Here is a 17,875-nt window from a genome sequence, read left to right on the forward strand (position 1 = left end):
CTATTTTTCTAAACTTTTTAAATATTTCTTTATGTTTTTAGCCGCTTGTCTAATTCTTTTTTCATTTTCAATTAATGCGATTCTAACATACTCATCACCGTATTTACCAAATCCAATTCCTGGACTTACTGCTACTTTTGCTTCTGTTAATAATTGTTTTGAGAATTCCATACTTCCAAGGTGTCTAGCACACTGCGGAATCTTAGCCCAAATAAACATTGAGGCATTTGGTGTATCCATTTCCCATCCAGCATCAGCAAAAGCTTCAATCATTACATCTCTTCTGTAATGGTATTTTTCAATGTGTTCTTCAACACAATCTTGTGGACCATCTAAAGCAACAGTAGCTGCAACTTGAATTGGTGTAAACATACCATAATCAAGCCAAGATTTAATTCTTTTTAATGCTCCAACTAGTTTTTCATTTCCAACGATGAATCCAACTCTCCATCCTGCCATATTGTATGACTTAGATAAAGTAAATGATTCAACTGCAACATCAAGTGCACCTTCTGCTTGGAAAATTGATGGAGTTTTATATCCATCGAATGTAATATCCGCATAAGCAATATCAGAGATAATATAGAATCTCTCTCTTTTAGCCATATCTACTAATCTTTGGTAGAACTCTGGTCTAACTGTTGCACAAGTTGGGTTATGTGGGAAATTAACTACCACATATTTAACTTTTGGAATTGATTCATCAACTGTTTTTTGAAGTCTTTGAAAGAATAGATCTTCATCAACTTTGTATTCATTGTCAAAAGTTAATTCAAATTTGTGAATTGCTGCACCACTTAGCATAAATGCATAAGAGTGAATTGGATATGTTGGATCTGGAACTACTGCTACATCACCTACGTTAACAATTGCTTGAACTAAGTGAACATAACCTTCTTTAGAACCCATTGTTGCACAAGCATGCTTATCTGGATCTAAATAATCAACACCATATTTTCTTTTATACCAGTTACAAATTGCTAATCTTAATTTGTAAATACCAGCAGATGCTGAATAACCGTGATTTTTTGGCTTATCAGCAGTCTCTTTTAATTTATCAATAATATGTTGTGGTGCTGGTCCGTCTGGATTACCCATAGAAAAGTCGATAATATCTTCGCCATTTCTTCTAGCTTCCATTTTAATATTGTTAACTTCTGCAAACACGTAGTTTGGAAGTCTTTTCATTCTTTCAAATTCTATTTCTGGGAACACTTTTACTACTCCTTAGTAATACTAATCCCTCGCTTTAAGTTAGCAAGAGAGTATAAATCATCTATTTTTATATATTTTGTATCAATTGGTACATCAAGTCTAAGACTTTTTTGTAAACTATCTTCTTTAACTATTTCAATTATATTTAGTTCATTGTCATAAAACACAACATTTGGATGCCATCTATTTCCACTTCTTGATATGATATTGATTGCATTTGCTGTATCAATTTTTATCAAAAATGCTTTGGTAGATTTCTTCAAAATTAGTTGGTTATTTGTAACTAAATCTTTTGCTCTATAAATGTCACTATTAGCTGTATTAATTGTATAGTGCCACTTTAAGCTACCCTCTCTTATTATATTCTCGATCTTGCTATTTCTTAATGCAAGTGCTTGAGATAATTTGAGAGGGTTGATGGCGGCTTCTGTTTTTAGTTTAATACTCCACGTGAAACTTTCATTAATAAATCTGGCTTCTTTTGTAAAGTAGTAATAATGTCCTAAAGATTTTAATATATCTTTTATGATTGCTAAAGATTTTTTTTGTTGACCAATAAATCTAAAATCAATATCAATATATTGTGTAGTAGGGTATTTTAATTTTAATAATCCATTGTCTTGCAGTTTTTTTGTTACTAATGGGTAGTTGATATTACCATCACTTAGGTAATATGAACTATTGTTAGAGAATAGATAATTTATTAGGTTTTGGTGCGTGTTGAATGCTTCTTCCCCTAAGATATTACCGATTTTAACATTTAAATTAGCGTTTAAAACTACAGTACATGCAATTATTAAAATTAATTTTTTTATCATTTTTTATTCTTTATCTTTTAAGATTGTAGATTAAAATCCCTGCTGCTACTGAAACATTTAATGAATCAAATTCATGTTCCATTCCAATAGATACTTTTAAGTCTAATTTTTTAGCAACTTTTGGAGAGATACCATCTCCTTCGCTTCCTAAGAATAAAGCTACTTTATCAGTCTTTTCAATTTTCCCATATTTTTTAAGGTCAATTCCATCAGTAGTTGCACCAATTAATGTAAATCCAGAGTCGATTAATTCGCTCGCTAAATCTACTGATCTTGGGTGAACTGTAAATGGTAAGTCTAATAATGCTCCTGAACTTGTTCTTACAATTCCAGAGTTATTAATAGTTTTGATATTTGAAGCAATTACACCTTCTATTCCCATAGAGTAAGCTGTTCTTGCAATTGCACCAATATTTCCAACATCAGTTAATCCATCTAAAACTAAGATGAAGTTCATATTTTTGAAGTTTTTAATTGGAGCATAGTCAAATTGTTCTAATTTTAAAAAGAAACCTTGATGATTTCCGCCTTTTGCTAGTGCTTGAGCTTTTTGATTATCCACTTTGTGAATTTTTTTGTCAAGTCTTGCAAATTGTGTAAAAAGTTTTTTATCAATTTCTTTTGAAAGAAAAACTTCTTCTATTAGTTCTGGGTGTTTTTCTAGTACGTAAAGTACGATTTGTTTTCCATATATTATCATGGCTAGATTTTATCTAAAATTACTTGATAAACCTCTTTTACTATATTATTTTTCATTATTTTGCACTAGATATAACTAGTATTTAAAAAAGACAAATTTGAGGGTTAATTAAATAGTATAAAGATTTGCTGTTAAATAGTGTGAGTTTGTAGAAAATACAGGAGAATAAGAAAAAAGAGTTTAGTCTCTTTCTTCCATTAATTCTTGGTAAATCTCTTTTGTTTTTCTTCCCGTCATTTTAGATATTAATTTTGCTTTTACTTTTGGAGCTAAATCAAGGTCTTGGATGTCCTTTAATTCAAGGCTTGAACCACATGTTTCAACTGGTTCAATTACTACAACCCATTCCCCTTTTATATTAATATCTTGGAACTCTTCAAATAAATTTTTCGAAGAATTTTTGTAAGTTTTTTGGTGAAGTTTTGTTATTTCTTTTGCTAAAAATACTGTTCTGTTTTCATCTTTTGTAGCTAATTCTTCTAATAATTTTAGAAGTCTATGTGGAGATTCATATAAAATCGCAAGTTTATCATCATGTAAAATTGCATCTAGTTTTGAACTTCTCTCCGCGCCTTTATGGGCTAAGAATCCATGAAATGAAAATGTAGTATTAATAAAACCACTCATTGCATACGCTGTTAAAACGGCATTTGCTCCTGGTAATACATCATATTCAATATTGTTTTTAATACAGTAATCAACTAGTGTAGCACCTGGGTCTGAAACGCATGGCATACCAGCATCACTTACGTAAACAACATTTTTAGTAAAAGTATCAATTGTTAAAGTTTTTAAAACTTGATTTTCATTGTGAGAATGAAATGATTTGTATTCTTTGTTTGAAAAGTCTAGGTCGTTTCTTTCACCTAGTAGATTTAGAAGTTTTTTTGTGACTCTTGTATCTTCACAAAAAATTAGTTCCGCCTCCAATAAAGTGTTTAAAGACCTTAAAGACATGTCTTCAAGGTTACCTATTGGAGTGGGAACTAAGCACAGCATTGTAAATAATTACTTAGCAGCTGCGTATTTAGCTTTGAATTTCTCAACTCTACCAGCAGCATCAACAATTTTTTGCTCTCCAGTAAAGAATGGGTGACAAGCATTACAAATATCAATTCTCATAGTTTCAACATTTGATTTAGTTTCAAACGAGTTACCACAAGCACAAGATACTGAACATACTTTATAATCTGGGTGTATATCTTTTTTCACGCCATATTCCTTATATAAATTAATGTAAAACAAAAGATCAAATCTATGTTGTCCTTTATTAAACTCTTTGTAAGGCGGGATTATAGCGAAAAATACTTAAGTATATCTGAATTTAAGTTTTGTATTATATTGGATTCTTGTTTGCCATTAAATTGACCTTTATTAAAAGTATTTTGTCTTTTTGCTAGTTTGGCTGTATTTAAGGCAACTTTCTCTTCTAGTTGTTCTTTATTTATTTTTCCATCTAAGAACTCTAAAGTTTCAATAATTCCAATTGATGACATTGCATTTGGTTCTCTTGTGTATTTTCTCTCTAAATAAATTACTTCATCAATGATTCCATCCTTCATCATTAGTTTAGTTCTTAAAGAGATTCTTTTTCTTAATTCATCTCTATCCCATAAAATTTCAAATATTTTAAGATCAGGAGCTATTGGTGTTTTTGGGTTTTGTTTGAAATACTCACTAGGAGTTAATTGGCTGTCTTTATAAATTGCATAGGCTTTCTCAACTCTGTATCTATCAGTCTTTTTGATTCTTTCCATATAATCTTTATCAAGACTATAAAGTAAATCATAAGCTTCCTCAACTGGAATATCAAGTTTTATTTTTGAATCTACACCAACTGATAATCCCTCAACTAAGGCTTTTAAGTAAAATCCTGTACCACCTACGATAATAAGGTTGTTATTGTTCTGTAAAGCATACTCTTTTGCTTTTTTATAACAATCAATAAATTGTATTACATCAAATTCTTCATTTGGATAAACTTCATCTATTCCAAAATGAATAATATCTCCTCTCTCTTCTATTGTAGGTTTTGCAGAGGCAATATCTATTTCTTTATATACTGATAATGAGTCAAGTGATAATATAATTGAGTTTGTTTTTTGGGCGATATCTAATGATAGTCCAGTTTTTCCTGAGGCAGTTGAGCCAATAATTGCAATTTCTTTCATATTGCAATTTTAGCTAAGTTTTTGTGAAAATATCTTTATTTTTCACTCTTACATTTTTCTAATTCTAATGTAAGTCTATTTATCTCTTTTTCTTTCTCTATTAGTTTATTTAGTAATTCAGATACATCTTGTTTACTAGAATCTAATACATCAGATTCTGTCTTTGTACTACACGCACTAAAAAATAAAGTAATACCTAATGTTAATATTAAAATTTTAATTGTTTTCATTTGTCCTGCTTGTTATATAATAATTGTTAAATAAATAACTTTTAATACAATTTTATCTTTTTTAAAATTAAAGGCTTTTAAAAAAATGAAGATTTAATCAAAAGGTTTTCAACTTATCTTTTTAATTATTTAGATAAAATCTGCTTCATGGAAAAACTGCTAAAAAAAATTAACGATTTCAATGAACTAGTAATGTTCAAACACTCAATCTTTTCACTACCATTTATCTTTATAGCAATGGTTGTAGCTGCTCAAGGTTGGTTTGGTTTTAAACTAATGTTTCTTGGTATTCTTGCTGCTTTAAGTGCAAGAAACTTTGCAATGGGATTCAACAGATATATGGATAGAGATATTGATGCTCTAAATCCAAGAACTGTGAATAGACCAAATGTTGATGGAAGAATCTCTGCTTCTCAAATGTTACTATTTACTATTGCCAATGCTTTAGGGTTTATTGTTGTTGCTTATTTTGTAAATGATTTAGCTTTTTATTTATCAGTTCCAATTTTATTAATAATTGGTTCTTACTCTTACTTTAAAAGATTCTCTTATTTAGCTCATGTTATTTTGGGTATTTCTTTAGCTCTTGCTCCTATTGCTGGTGTTGTTGCTGTTAGTGAATCTATTCCTTTATGGTCTGTATTATTAAGTATTGGGGTTATGTTCTGGGTTGCTGGATTTGACTTATTATACTCATTACAAGATATTGAAGTGGATAAGAAATTAAATCTTCATTCAATTCCTTCAAAATTTGGTCCTCAAAAAACAATGCTTATTTCAAAAGTATTTCATATATTAACTGTAATCTTTTGGCTTTTATTTGTAATAAGCTCAGATAGTTCTACTTTTGCTTATATTGCAGTATTAATAAGTGCAATTATGTTGACATATGAACACTATTTAGTAAATAAAGATTTTACTAAAATTGATAAAGCATTTTTTACAGTGAACGGATATTTGGGAATAATTTTCTTCATTTTAATAGTTTTAGACAATATATTTTAGAAATAAGATAAAAAGTTACATTATTTGTTATAAATAATATTAAACTTTATGTATTTTTTCTGTATAATTTTCCAAATTCTTGTAAGGAATAAATAAATATGGGTAATAAATTAAAAGAAGTAACATACTTAACTATTAAAAATTTAAAAAATAATGACATCATTTTACCAGGTGAATACTCTACACATTTTGCAAATATAGCAAGAGATATGGAAGTAGATATTACTAATGAAGAAGTAGTTTTAAAAGATTTACATCAAAATTGTGAAAGAATGGACAAAATTGTAAAGAATACAAGTGATAGTCTTGATTCTATTCATGATTCAACTAAAAAAGCACAAGTGGCAATTGTAAACAAAGATGAAGCCTCTTTAGCTTCTATTACAAATGAATTAAGTGAGATGCAAAAACAGATCAAATTCTTACAAAAAGAGTTGTTCTCTGATGCTTTAACTGGAGCATACAATAGAAAATGGTTTGCTGATTATTATTTAGATGATGGAAAATTCCAAAATGATGGAAAAATGGCATTTATAGATTTAAATAAATTCAAAATTATTAATGATACTCATGGGCACTTATTAGGAGACTTAGTACTAAAATATTTAGTTAAGTTTTTACAAAAAGAGTTAGCTTATGAAGGTGTTAATGTTATGAGATATGCTGGTGATGAATTCATGGTATTATTCTCTGCTTCTGCTGTACAAAGAATAAATGTAGAAGAAAAAATGAACGAAGCCCAAATAAAACTTGCAAAACAAAAATTAAAATCTACAAAAGTAAATGACTTACAATTTTCATTTTCTTATGGTCTAGTTGATTTTAAAACAAATGATACTTCAGATAATATTCTAGAAATAGCTGACGAGCTAATGTATGAGAATAAACAAAAAAATAGATAAACTATTATAATATTAAGTTTATCTATGCTACTATTCCAGTCTTCAAATAAGCGCGTCTGTGGCTCAACTGGATAGAGCACTGGGTTTCGGCCCCGGCGGTTGGGGGTTCGAATCCCTCCAGGCGTACCATAAAGCCAGATATAAAAACTTTTAGAGTTTTTGTGTCTGGCTTTTTTTATATCTAAAATTTATTTTCTCACTTAAAATTATAGTTGTTTTTAATTATTTTTTACTACTTTTCTAGTTCCTTTGTATTATACTTTAGAGGAAAATTTTATAAGCTAGGAGATATTTAAATGTTAAATAAAAGAGTACTATTTGTATTGTTATTTTGTATAAATCTTCTAGGAAGTGAAAAACTTTATTTAAAATATTTTGATGAAAATACGTATAGTTATTATGTCAAAGTAAATGGTATTACAAATCCTATAAAACTAGTGCAAATGACTGGAATTCCATATGTAATAGAATTAGAATCTCTAAGTAATAATATCAAACTTTTACATGGAAGTGCAGGCGCTCAAGGAACTAGCGTTCTAATAGATTATAACTATACTTATATTCTTGATATGAATAAAAAAAGTGTTGTTGGTTTTTTACAATATGACGATGATAATGGACACTATACAAAAGAAGATAAAACACCTAAATGGAAATTAATAAAGAATTCACTTGTTGCAAAATATTTTTCGGAAGAAAAGAATCAATATATGAATATTGAGTTTTATTTCTCAGATATTAATAACTTAGAAGATAGTTCAAAAGAATTTCAAAAAATATACAAACAACTAAAAAATGCTATAAAAAATAAAGATTTATCGGCATTTTATTATAGTGTTTCTGTAGATTTTAAAACAGTAAATGGTGAGAATAGTGATTATAATAAGAAGAAGTTAGCATTTTCTGTACAAAATTTTATGAAAAATTTTGTGTATAAAAATGAATCTAATTCTTATATTATTTCATGGGAATTACTTGCTGAATACTTTCAAAACAATATTTATATAAAAAGAGAAGATGATTCAATTTGTTTACCTCAAGGAATATATAATAATCAGAAAAAATTAGATTCTTTTTTATGTTTTAAGAAATACAAATATACATGGTTAATAAAAGATTTGATTTTAAGTGAAATAAAAAGATAGGTATTTTGTGTTTAAGTTTTTGAGTCTACTCTCAAGCTAGGTATAAAAACTTTTAGAGTTTTTATACCTAGCTTTTTAATGTCTAAAATTTATTTTCCAATAAACTCTTTTTCATCAACATTCTCAACAACTCTTTTTGCAATATCTTTTGTACTCATTGCAATATCTTTTGTTTGTCTAGCTACTGAGGCATTCTTTTGTGTTTGTTGATCTAATAATGAAACAGCATCATTAATCTGCTCTATTCCTGATAGTTGCTCTTGTGAGGTTTGAGTTACATTATCAATTAGATTAATAGTTTGGCTAATACTTTCATTTAGACTTGTATATCCAGCAGTCATTTTGCTAGCAATTTTTTTACCATCATTTGCTTTCATTGAGGCATTTTCAACAAGTGCTTTAATCTCATTAGCAGCTTCTGCCGCACGATTTGCTAGGTTTCTAACTTCTCCTGCTACAACTGCAAAACCTTTTCCAGCTTCTCCCGCAGTAGCAGCTTCAACTGCTGCATTAAGTGATAAAATATTTGTTTGGAATGCAATTTGATCAATAATAGAAATAGCATCGCTAATAGCACTTACTTGCTCATTTATTTCATCCATAGCAGTTGTTGTTTCATTTGCTAATGTTTGACCTTCATTTACTGATTTTGTTACTTTTTTTGCATGAGAAGACATCTTTACGACGTTTTGTGTATTGTGACTAATACTCTCTGTCATCTCTTCTAAGGCTGCTGCTGTCTGCTCTAGTGATGCTGCTGCTTCATTTGAAGAGATATTTAAAATATCTACATTCTCTAAAAGTACCTGTGCTGATTCATCGATTGTTAATCCATTCTTTTTATTCTCTATTAACATATTTGTAATCATACAACCAACATTTAATATATGGCTTTCAACTTGACCTTGTGCATTTTTGATATTATTTGTAAAGTCTAGATTTGCATATGAATTTAAAACATCAGTAATTTTATTTACACTTCCACCAATTGTTTTATTCATCACTTCAAGCATTGCATTAATCTCTGATTTTAGCTCTTCTAGGTTTTCATTTGTAAGATTATATTCAAGTCTTTGATATAAATATCCTTGTTTGATCTGTTCAACAATATGTTTTACTTCTTCCATAAATTTAATATCATCAATAATAATTTCTTTAGTTCTTGTAATATTATTGTTAACACTTTTTGCCATAGTTCCTATTTCGTCATTTTGTTCTAATTCAATTAAACTAGTGTCTTTAATCTCTTTATTTAAGAACCTAAAGAAGTTATCAACCCCTTGGGCTAGTTTTTGTACACTTAGTGAGATATTATTAGAAATTGAAATACCTAAAAATGATGATATTATTAAAATAAGTACTGATAATAAAATATAAATTATCATTTCATTTCTTGCATTTTCTGATAAATTATGTGATTCAATAATTAAATCTTGCGCCAATTTATCATCAACTTTTTTAAGTAAGTTTATCTTTTGAGTGATTGTTCTAAACCAATATGAAGAGTCAACACCAAATCCACCAATATTTCTAGCAGTTAAGGCAATTCCTCTCATTTCATTTACATTATCAATGTCTAAACCTTGCATAGTTTCTTTGTAGAATTGTTTAGTAGCTTTATTTGCCGATGCTAAAAATGATTTAATAAAAGTATTTTGTTCTGTTACTAAAGAAGTAAATTTACTTTTTGAGCTATCAGAGAATTTATCTGAGGCAAAAACATTTGCCATAACAGCTCTTTCAATTCCAGCTCTCTCTTTACTCATTAAAAAGTTGTAAAATGAAATTAAACTTGATGTAATCTCTGAGTCTTTTGGAAGTTTTGAAATTAATGAAATAGTATCTAAGAACTGTGAATTCATATTAGTAAAAGATTCAATAGCATCTTTTGCAGAAATCTTTAACCCATCAATTTCTTTTCTTGATGAAAATACTGCTTCTATATTTCTCATTGATTTTTTTACATTTTTTTGAATAAATTCTGGATATTCATTTATATTAATACTATTTACAACTCTTTTAAAGTTTGAATACTTTTCATTTGTAACTTCTCTTTGTTCTATAATCTTTGATTTAAACTTAACACCTTTGCTCCCTAGGTAACCAGCTGTTGCACCTCTTTCTTTTTGAGTTTCATGTAATAAGTCTGAATAACTTTGTGCTAAAGTAATAGTATTTTTTAGTTTTTCATCATTTACCTGAATGTTTGAGCTGATAAAATTTTCTACTTTTTTTAGTTTATTTATTTTTGAAGTAATTTGTTCAAACCAAAAAGAAGAATCAACGCCAAAACCACCAATACTAGTAGTATTTAAAGCAATTTTTCTCATTCTGTTTACTTCATTTATTGCATCACCTTGTACAGTTTTTTTATAAAATGACAAAGTGTCTTCATTTGTAAGTTTTTCAAATGAATATAAAAAAGCATCTTGTTCCGCAACAAGTTTGTTAAACTTTAGTCTCATTCCTTCCAAGAATTTATTTGATGAGAATGTTACTGCTCCAATTGCTCTTTCGATTCCTGCTCGCTCTTTTGCTAATAAAAAATTTGTATATGAATTTAATTGTTGAGCCATATCTGTATTTGTAGAAAAAGATGATGATTTTCTTACAATTTCTAAGAAATTACTATTCATATTCGTATAATAAGCAATTGCAGTTTTACCTGTAATATTCATTGAAGATATATCACTTCTCATTGATTGTAATTTTGATAGTTTATCAAAGGCACTTTTTACTAAATCTTGATATTTTTTATCATAATCTTTAATATTTATTTCATTCATAAACGAATGTAGTTGTTCTTTTTTCTTATTACTTAAGATTCTTTGTTTAGGAAGTTCTACTTTAAATTTTTCACCTTTACTACCAAGAAAACCAGCTGTCATACCTCTTTCTTTTTGTAGTTCGTGAACTAGGGTTGTTATTTTGTTGGATAGAATAACTGAATGATTTAACATATTATATTGTATATATTCATGATAACGATCTAAACTTATTTTAACTGAGAGTATTATAATACCAAGAATAGGTAAGAGTAAGAGCAACTGGAGCTTATGTTTTATTTTTAAATTATTCATTTAATGCCTTATAAAGAAATAGAGGCATAAATTTAACATAATAGATGATGTTAATTCTTGCTATATATCAAGAATTAACATTTAATAATTAAATTTTCGATTAAATAATCTAATTTAACTTAACTCCTAACTATAACTTGATTTCGTCCTGCAGCTTTTGCTTCATAAAGCGCTTCATCTGATCTATTCATTATACTTTTTAGTGAGTCTTTATCTTTTATTTGAGTTACTCCAAAACTACAAGTAATTTTCCCCGCAATAACATGACAAATCTCTTCAATAAGCACTCTTAGCTTTTCGCATATAACTTCGGCTTCTTCAATTTTAGTATTTGACATAAGAAGAATAAACTCTTCTCCACCCCATCTAGCAAAAGTATCTGTTTCTCTTGTATTATCATTTACTTGGTTTGCCATAAGACTTAGTACTTCATCCCCAATTAAATGCCCATAAGTATCATTGAATTTTTTGAAGTGGTCAATATCAAGTACAGCTAAACAAAATGGTGTTTTATATCTAGTGAATAGTTTGTGTTCATAATCAAAAACTTCTTCAAACTTATTTCTATTACTTATTCCAGTTAGATTATCAACATAGGCTTTATGTGATACTTCATGTGATTTTTCTTGCATAAGTGAAATATTTGATAAGCTAATAATATAAAATAGTTCATTATTGTGTTCTACTGTATCTAAGTTAATATGAAAAACTTTTGGATTGAAATCTTTTCCTAATAATAAAACTACTTTATTTACAGCTCTTGCTTTGCTAAATTGTTCAATAAATTCTTCTTTAGTTTTTCCATGTAGATAATCTTTATGGGGCATAAAAATATCCAAAATGTTTTCATATCTAGAGTAAATATCGTCTTTATTTGATAAATCAAAAAAATCTAAAAATGAATTAGAAGCATAAGATACACTTTTGAAATTTGTCAAAAATATTAATCCAGATTGATTTTCTAGAATATTTTCTAAAGTTTCTCTTTTTTGTAAATTATTATTTCTTAGATCTTGTTTTTTTGCTAAATAAAGAAGTTTTGATAATAGTTTATCCTCTTCTTCACTTTTTAGATGGTAACCATCTACATCATATTCAAAAGCTTTTAACATTATATCTTTGTCATGATTATCTGTATTAATCACAATAATCTGATAAGGATTTTCTTCTTTTATTTTCCTAATAAGATCAAAGATATCAAAGTCTGTATGTTGTATATCAGCCACAATTATATCGGGGTTATATTGATTATATGTAGTTATTATATCAGTAGAGTCAGTTGCTTTATATACATGCTTAGAATGTTTCTCTAATAAACTTGCATATTTATCTTGAGTTTTTTTATCTTGATCAATATGTAATATTGTCGATTTTTTTAGTACATGGGAGTTCATTGTGCTTCTCGTATAGTTTCTATATTAATCTTACTCTAATTAAACTATACTTCACCATAAAGGTTATGAAAAATTGTTATTAAATGATAAAAAGTAGTGTCTTTTGGTGACAACTAAAAGCAAAGCTTTTAGTTATCGTGGAAGTTGCCAATAATTTCTTTTGCTTTTTGTAAAGCTTTATCAGATGAATCTTTGTCATAAGTTAATGCAACAGCCATTCTTCTTCCTTCATGTGATTGAGGTTTACCAAATACTCTAATAATTGAATCTTTAGTAAATGAAGAATCAAAAATATCAATACTTGGATTAAATGTATCACCCTTTGCTTTATATGCAGCACTAGCACCTGCACCATAATCAATATATTCTAATGGTAATCCAAGAACAGCTCTTACATGTAATGCAAATTCACTTTGAGATTGAGTAATCATAGTAACCATTCCCGTATCATGTGGTCTAGGACTTACTTCTGAGAAATAAACATCGTCACCTTTAACGAATAATTCAACACCAAATAATCCTCTTCCACCTAAACCATCAGTGATTTTTTTAGCAATCTCTTCTGATTTAGCTTTTGCAATCTCACTCATATTCATTGGTTGCCAAGAGAAGATATAATCTCCATCTTGTTGGATATGACCTATTGGCTCACAAAATACAGTTTCTTTTTCATTTCTAACAGTTAATAAAGTAATTTCGTAATCAAAAGTAATAAACTCTTCTACGATTAATTCACTAGCATCACCTCTAGCTTCTTTTGCTAATTCCCATGATGCAGGAATATCTTCAGGTGATCTAGCAATACTTTGTCCATGACCTGATGAGCTCATTACAGGTTTGATTACACAAGGGAAACCAATATTTTTGGCTGCTTTTTCAAGACCATCTAAAGTAGTTACAAATTCATATCCACTTGTTGGAATACCTAATTGAACTGCTGCAAATTCTCTAATATTTTTTCTGTTCATAGTTTTATTAACAGCATCAGCATTAGGAATTACATGAAAACCTTCGTGTTGTGCTTCAAATAATGCTTCAATACTTAAAGCTTCAACTTCTGGTAAAATATAAGTAGGTTTTTCTCTTCTAATTACATCTAAAACTTCATCTTTGTTTTTCATATTGATGACATAAGATTTATTTGCAACTAACATAGCAGGAGCATCATTATAAGAATCAACAGCAATAGTTTCAATTCCTAATCTTTGTGCTTCAATTACAACTTCTTTACCTAACTCGCCGCTTCCTAATAGCATAATCTTGATAGAATCAGATTTTAGAGGTGCTGGAAATTTCATTTTTTGTATCCTTTATTTTGTGTTTAATTTATTGTAAAACTTTTTATCAAATTCAAGAAGTTTATTTTTCTCAATTACATTTTTTAAAATACCAAGGTAATCATGCCCAATTCCAGAGTAATTAAGCATAGTTTGTGAAAGTTCTAAACCCCCAGGTTTAATCCCTTTTTCTCTTAACGCATATCTTTTATTTTGAAACTCTTTATATGCTCTATTTCTATTTAGATTTAACATATAAGCACTAATAGAGTCTTGTATTGTTTTGAAGATTCTAATAAAGTGGGTTGCTCCCTCATCTCTATTTTCAGGCATCATTCCAATACTTGGATTATAAGTCCAGTGTCCAAAAACATTGTTAGCTTCTTTGATAAATCGACTTCTTCCCCAACCACTCTCAACAGCAGCTTGTGCAATTGCCATAGCTGGCGGAACAATATCAACTTTTCTTAGATAACTTTCAAGTGAATACAAATTTTTAACTCTATATTTTTTTCTAATTTTAAGAAGTCTATTAAATGAAGGTGCCTGGAAATCTATATGTAAAATATTTCCAGATAAAATTGATTTTACAAACTCTCTATCTTCTAATATTTTAATATTTTCTTGTTCATTTAGTTTATATATATAGTCGAAAAAATATGCTTTTGATTTTTTTGTATTTTGTATTTTATAATACTCTTGCGGAAGACCTTTAGCAAAACTCGAAATAGAGCTTGCTAAAAATACTAATGTAGATATAAATAATAGTTTAGTTTTATTCATATTAAATAGTTGCTGTAAATACTTTTTTAACGGCACCTTTAAAATAAAGCTTACCACCTATTTTAGAAACAGTTAATTCTTCATTACTTTTTGGATAAAGTAATGAGCTATTTTCTACTAAACCTAATTCATTAGCTCTTAAGAAACATGCTACCATTCCAGTACCACAAGCCAAAGTTTCACCTTCAACTCCTCTTTCATAAGTTCTAACTTTGATTCCATTCTCTTCAACTTTTGCGAAGTTTACATTTGCGTTATGTTCATATCTCATTTTTGCACATAAGTCGTGATCATATGAGTTTAAATCATCTACTAATGTAACTAAGTGAGGAACACCTGTATCTATTAAATACCAAGTTAATCCCTCTTGTTCAAAAGTCTCTTTGATTAGTACAGGTTCAGTCATTTGTGTTTCAACAATATTACCATCTACTACAGATTCAATTAACCCAGCTTCTGTTAAGAATTTCATTGAAGTAGATGCTAATCCATTATTATAAGCATAATGTGCTACTGCTCTAGTTGCATTTCCACACATTGCTGCATGGCTACCATCTGAGTTATAAAAAAGCCATTTAAAATCAGCTTCAGAGCTTGGAACTAAGGCTACAAAACCATCAGCACCAATTCCTTCTGTTCTATTACAAAGTTTTACAGCATCACTTGAAAAATCTTCTTCTTTAAAAGTATGAAAAATTACAAAGTCATTTCCACTTGCAGAATATTTTGTATATGTCATGTTATTTCCTCTAAAATTCTTTCAACTTCTCTTTGTAAATTTTTTAAATTCAAAGAATTATCTATTACTAAAGTTGCTAGGTTCTTTTTTTCTTCAATATCCATTTGGTTAGATATTTTTAATAAAGCTTCTGCTTCATCTATTTTATCCCTAGACATTAATCTTTGTACTTGTATATCTTTTGGTGTATAGATTACTAAAGATTTAGAAATAGGGTAGTGCATTTTTTCAAAAAACAAAGGTATATCAATAAAGTAAGGTTTGTTTTCTGCTTCATACAGTTTTGATTCTTCTATAATCTCGTCTTTAATTAAAGGATGAAGTAAGGCTTCTAATTTTAGCTTGTTTTCTTCATTTGAGAATATAATTGGTCCCAGTTTTTTTCTTAGTACCTTTCCGTTTTCAACATACTCTTCTCCAAACATAATCGCTATTTGATGAGAATTTTCATCTAATAGTTTATGTGCGATTTCATCCGCATCAATTGTAAGAAAACCGTGAAGTTTAAATAGGTTACAAACTGTACTTTTACCTGTAGAAATTCCGCCTGTTAAGGCTATTGCATTTTTAAATAAATCACTATTCATAGATCGATTCTACAATAATAATGATTTATTTAAATTTAATGAGAGATTTTTTTATCTTTTAGCGATACCAGTTAATGTTTTGTACTCACTTGCTGGGTAAACAAATGATGCATTATGGATCTCAGATGTATAGTAATTTAAATCATCTAAGAAGTCAGATCTTTGTAATACTAAGTCTGCTGTTGGATGGTATTTTTTTGATGCTAAAATTGAAGTTGAATGACCAAATTTGAATGGCATTGCAATCCAGAATTTCTCACCAGCTAATTTTAAATCAGCTTTTAATTTTTCTTCATCTTTAGAGAAAGAAGCAGATGGGAATGAAATTAAACCGTCATCTTTTAATACTCTATCAATATTTGCTAATAGTAATTCATCAAGTTTAACATCTGTTAAAATTATAACGTCAATATTTTTTTCATTTTTAGATGTTAATAGTGATGCATCTCCAAACTCTACGTTTGAATCTTTATTATGCTTAGCAGCCTGTGCTTTTAAATCTTCATCAGCACTTCCAATAATTAATACATTAGAAGCTTCTTTATGTGTACATAATGGTAAGTGAACCATCATTTCGTTGAATGCATTATTGTTTTTCATAATATATAATCCTTAATATTTATAAACATTTGGATATAATACCCAAAAATTTCTAAATTAATATAAGATATTCTAAAACTCATAAGAAAAAAGGTGAATAATGGCAACAGTTAGTTACAAAGATGCTGGTGTAGATATTGATGCAGGTAATCAGTTTGTAGAAAACATCAAACCACATGTTAAATCAACAATGATTCCAGGTGTATTAGGTGGTATTGGTTCATTTGCAGGTGCATTTGAATTACCAGAAGGTTACAAAAAACCAGTAATTTTATCAGGAACTGATGGAGTTGGTACAAAATTAAAATTAGCTATCGATGCTAAACAATTTGATACAGTTGGAATTGACTTAGTTGCAATGTGTACAAATGACTTATTATGTAACTTTGGAGAGCCATTATTCTTCTTAGATTATTATGCAACTGCAAAATTAGAAGTTGAAGAAGCTACTGATGTTGTTAAAGGTATTGCTGAGGGTTGTATCAGATCTGAGTGTGCTCTTGTTGGTGGTGAAACTGCTGAGATGCCAGGAATGTATAAAGAAGGTGACTTCGATTTAGCTGGTTTCTGTGTTGGAATTGCTGAAAAAGAAGAATTAAATAGAATCGAGCGAATCGCTGCTGGAGATACTTTAATTGCATTACCTTCTTCAGGTGTTCACTCAAATGGTTTCTCATTAGTTAGAAAATTATTATTAGAAAAATTAGGTATGACTTTAGAAGATGACTTCCAAGGTAAACCATTAAAAGATGTATTATTAGAACCAACTAGAATTTATGTAAAAGAATTCAAAGCTAATAAAGAAAACATCAATGCTTTAGCACACATCACTGGTGGTGGAATTACTGAAAACTTACCAAGAGTTTTACCAGATAATTTAAAAGCAGTTGTAAAAAGAGATTCTATTCAAGTATTACCAATCTTCGAATTCATGGCAAAACATGTAGAATTAGAAGAAATGTACAGAACATTCAATATGGGTGTTGGTATGGTACTTGTAGTTAATCCAGCAAATGTAGACGCAGTATTAGCTAATACTGATGGTTATGTTATTGGTGAAATTGCAGAGGGTGAAAAAGGTGTAGAGTTTATCTAATAAACTTTTATCTTTTCACTTCTAAAAAAGGGATGAGTTCATTTTGAACTTGTCCCTTTTTTTATGGCTGATTTTATACTCACAAAAATATTATTTTTTCTAAATGACACAAAAATATCATCTAAATCTCATT

At 28.7% G+C, this 17,875-nt stretch carries 18 protein-coding genes and 1 tRNA gene; 5 read left to right on the plus strand and 14 right to left on the minus strand.

Annotated features, from left to right (window positions below):
- The 7 genes from ALEK_RS00610 to ALEK_RS00640 all read right to left on the minus strand — a co-directional run bounded on the left by ALEK_RS00610 (position 1) and on the right by ALEK_RS00640 (position 5,134).
- Positions 1-1,215: an LL-diaminopimelate aminotransferase gene (locus ALEK_RS00610; RefSeq protein WP_071626654.1), complete on the minus strand. Its 1,215-nt coding sequence runs from the start codon at positions 1,213-1,215 to the stop codon at positions 1-3.
- Positions 1,216-1,220: 5 nt separating this feature from the next.
- The gene (locus tag ALEK_RS00615) at positions 1,221-2,033 is read right to left on the minus strand and encodes a hypothetical protein (RefSeq protein WP_071626655.1); all 813 of its coding nucleotides are present in this window, start codon (positions 2,031-2,033) and stop codon (positions 1,221-1,223) included.
- Between the two features lie 10 nt (positions 2,034-2,043).
- Positions 2,044-2,733, minus strand: coding sequence for a 23S rRNA (guanosine(2251)-2'-O)-methyltransferase RlmB (rlmB, locus tag ALEK_RS00620; RefSeq protein WP_071626656.1), 690 nt, complete (start codon positions 2,731-2,733; stop codon positions 2,044-2,046).
- Between the two features lie 180 nt (positions 2,734-2,913).
- On the minus strand, positions 2,914-3,732 hold the full coding sequence (gene rsmI, locus ALEK_RS00625) for a 16S rRNA (cytidine(1402)-2'-O)-methyltransferase (protein ID WP_071626657.1): 819 nt from the start codon (positions 3,730-3,732) through the stop codon (positions 2,914-2,916).
- 9 nt (positions 3,733-3,741) lie between these two features.
- Positions 3,742-3,945 carry a 50S ribosomal protein L31 gene (rpmE, locus tag ALEK_RS00630; RefSeq protein WP_071626658.1) on the minus strand — a complete coding sequence of 68 codons (204 nt, stop codon included), beginning with the start codon at positions 3,943-3,945 and terminating at the stop codon, positions 3,742-3,744.
- Between the two features lie 80 nt (positions 3,946-4,025).
- Positions 4,026-4,904: a tRNA (adenosine(37)-N6)-dimethylallyltransferase MiaA gene (gene miaA / locus ALEK_RS00635; protein WP_071626659.1), complete on the minus strand. Its 879-nt coding sequence runs from the start codon at positions 4,902-4,904 to the stop codon at positions 4,026-4,028.
- 35 nt (positions 4,905-4,939) lie between these two features.
- A complete protein-coding gene (locus tag ALEK_RS00640) occupies positions 4,940-5,134 on the minus strand; it encodes a hypothetical protein (RefSeq protein WP_071626660.1) in 195 nt (64 codons plus the stop codon).
- Between the two features lie 147 nt (positions 5,135-5,281).
- On the opposite strand from ALEK_RS00640, the gene mqnP reads away from it, so the two are divergent.
- From mqnP to ALEK_RS00660, 4 genes are all read left to right on the plus strand, one after another.
- Positions 5,282-6,139 (plus strand): menaquinone biosynthesis prenyltransferase MqnP, encoded by an 858-nt coding sequence (gene mqnP / locus ALEK_RS00645; protein WP_071626661.1) that lies wholly within the window; start codon positions 5,282-5,284, stop codon positions 6,137-6,139.
- 98 nt (positions 6,140-6,237) lie between these two features.
- Complete coding sequence (locus ALEK_RS00650; RefSeq protein ID WP_071626662.1) at positions 6,238-7,041, plus strand: GGDEF domain-containing protein; 804 nt, start codon at positions 6,238-6,240, stop codon at positions 7,039-7,041.
- Between the two features lie 52 nt (positions 7,042-7,093).
- Positions 7,094-7,170, plus strand: a tRNA-Arg gene (locus ALEK_RS00655).
- A gap of 167 nt (positions 7,171-7,337) precedes the next feature.
- A complete protein-coding gene (locus tag ALEK_RS00660; protein WP_071626663.1) occupies positions 7,338-8,186 on the plus strand; it encodes a hypothetical protein in 849 nt (282 codons plus the stop codon).
- Between the two features lie 89 nt (positions 8,187-8,275).
- Here ALEK_RS00660 and ALEK_RS00665 read toward each other — a convergent pair whose 3' ends face one another.
- The 7 genes from ALEK_RS00665 to ALEK_RS00695 all read right to left on the minus strand — a co-directional run bounded on the left by ALEK_RS00665 (position 8,276) and on the right by ALEK_RS00695 (position 16,646).
- Positions 8,276-11,266, minus strand: a complete 2,991-nt coding sequence (locus ALEK_RS00665; protein WP_083574632.1) for a methyl-accepting chemotaxis protein — start codon at positions 11,264-11,266, stop codon at positions 8,276-8,278.
- A gap of 119 nt (positions 11,267-11,385) precedes the next feature.
- The gene (locus ALEK_RS00670) at positions 11,386-12,660 is read right to left on the minus strand and encodes a GGDEF domain-containing response regulator (RefSeq protein WP_071626665.1); all 1,275 of its coding nucleotides are present in this window, start codon (positions 12,658-12,660) and stop codon (positions 11,386-11,388) included.
- A 128-nt stretch (positions 12,661-12,788) separates the two neighbouring features.
- On the minus strand, positions 12,789-13,958 hold the full coding sequence (purT, locus tag ALEK_RS00675; protein ID WP_071626666.1) for a formate-dependent phosphoribosylglycinamide formyltransferase: 1,170 nt from the start codon (positions 13,956-13,958) through the stop codon (positions 12,789-12,791).
- Positions 13,959-13,970: 12 nt separating this feature from the next.
- The gene (locus ALEK_RS00680; RefSeq protein WP_071626667.1) at positions 13,971-14,720 is read right to left on the minus strand and encodes a glucosaminidase domain-containing protein; all 750 of its coding nucleotides are present in this window, start codon (positions 14,718-14,720) and stop codon (positions 13,971-13,973) included.
- A 1-nt stretch (position 14,721) separates the two neighbouring features.
- Positions 14,722-15,459: a diaminopimelate epimerase gene (gene dapF / locus ALEK_RS00685; protein WP_071626668.1), complete on the minus strand. Its 738-nt coding sequence runs from the start codon at positions 15,457-15,459 to the stop codon at positions 14,722-14,724.
- Complete coding sequence (gene coaE, locus ALEK_RS00690; protein WP_071626669.1) at positions 15,456-16,046, minus strand: dephospho-CoA kinase; 591 nt, start codon at positions 16,044-16,046, stop codon at positions 15,456-15,458. The genes dapF and coaE overlap by 4 nt, the downstream gene beginning before the upstream one ends.
- A gap of 51 nt (positions 16,047-16,097) precedes the next feature.
- Positions 16,098-16,646, minus strand: coding sequence for a spermine/spermidine synthase domain-containing protein (locus ALEK_RS00695; protein WP_071626670.1), 549 nt, complete (start codon positions 16,644-16,646; stop codon positions 16,098-16,100).
- Between the two features lie 100 nt (positions 16,647-16,746).
- On the opposite strand from ALEK_RS00695, the gene purM reads away from it, so the two are divergent.
- Positions 16,747-17,742 (plus strand): phosphoribosylformylglycinamidine cyclo-ligase, encoded by a 996-nt coding sequence (gene purM / locus ALEK_RS00700; RefSeq protein WP_071626671.1) that lies wholly within the window; start codon positions 16,747-16,749, stop codon positions 17,740-17,742.
- Positions 17,743-17,875 lie beyond the last annotated feature (133 nt).

The organism is Poseidonibacter lekithochrous (assembly GCF_013283835.1).
Classification (GTDB): domain Bacteria; phylum Campylobacterota; class Campylobacteria; order Campylobacterales; family Arcobacteraceae; genus Poseidonibacter; species Poseidonibacter lekithochrous.

What these genes read in the sequence shown, in the direction of transcription:
- rlmB (WP_071626656.1), bottom strand. Translation starts at nt 2,733, where the DNA reads ATGATAATATATGGAAAACAAATCGTACTTTACGTACTAGAAAAACAC.
- mqnP (WP_071626661.1), top strand. Translation starts at nt 5,282, where the DNA reads ATGGAAAAACTGCTAAAAAAAATTAACGATTTCAATGAACTAGTAATG.
- miaA (WP_071626659.1), bottom strand. Translation starts at nt 4,904, where the DNA reads ATGAAAGAAATTGCAATTATTGGCTCAACTGCCTCAGGAAAAACTGGA.
- ALEK_RS00695 (WP_071626670.1), bottom strand. Translation starts at nt 16,646, where the DNA reads ATGAAAAACAATAATGCATTCAACGAAATGATGGTTCACTTACCATTA.
- ALEK_RS00640 (WP_071626660.1), bottom strand. Translation starts at nt 5,134, where the DNA reads ATGAAAACAATTAAAATTTTAATATTAACATTAGGTATTACTTTATTT.
- ALEK_RS00615 (WP_071626655.1), bottom strand. Translation starts at nt 2,033, where the DNA reads ATGATAAAAAAATTAATTTTAATAATTGCATGTACTGTAGTTTTAAAC.
- dapF (WP_071626668.1), bottom strand. Translation starts at nt 15,459, where the DNA reads ATGACATATACAAAATATTCTGCAAGTGGAAATGACTTTGTAATTTTT.
- ALEK_RS00680 (WP_071626667.1), bottom strand. Translation starts at nt 14,720, where the DNA reads ATGAATAAAACTAAACTATTATTTATATCTACATTAGTATTTTTAGCA.
- coaE (WP_071626669.1), bottom strand. Translation starts at nt 16,046, where the DNA reads ATGAATAGTGATTTATTTAAAAATGCAATAGCCTTAACAGGCGGAATT.
- ALEK_RS00665 (WP_083574632.1), bottom strand. Translation starts at nt 11,266, where the DNA reads ATGAATAATTTAAAAATAAAACATAAGCTCCAGTTGCTCTTACTCTTA.
- ALEK_RS00670 (WP_071626665.1), bottom strand. Translation starts at nt 12,660, where the DNA reads ATGAACTCCCATGTACTAAAAAAATCGACAATATTACATATTGATCAA.
- purM (WP_071626671.1), top strand. Translation starts at nt 16,747, where the DNA reads ATGGCAACAGTTAGTTACAAAGATGCTGGTGTAGATATTGATGCAGGT.
- ALEK_RS00650 (WP_071626662.1), top strand. Translation starts at nt 6,238, where the DNA reads ATGGGTAATAAATTAAAAGAAGTAACATACTTAACTATTAAAAATTTA.
- ALEK_RS00660 (WP_071626663.1), top strand. Translation starts at nt 7,338, where the DNA reads ATGTTAAATAAAAGAGTACTATTTGTATTGTTATTTTGTATAAATCTT.
- rsmI (WP_071626657.1), bottom strand. Translation starts at nt 3,732, where the DNA reads ATGCTGTGCTTAGTTCCCACTCCAATAGGTAACCTTGAAGACATGTCT.
- purT (WP_071626666.1), bottom strand. Translation starts at nt 13,958, where the DNA reads ATGAAATTTCCAGCACCTCTAAAATCTGATTCTATCAAGATTATGCTA.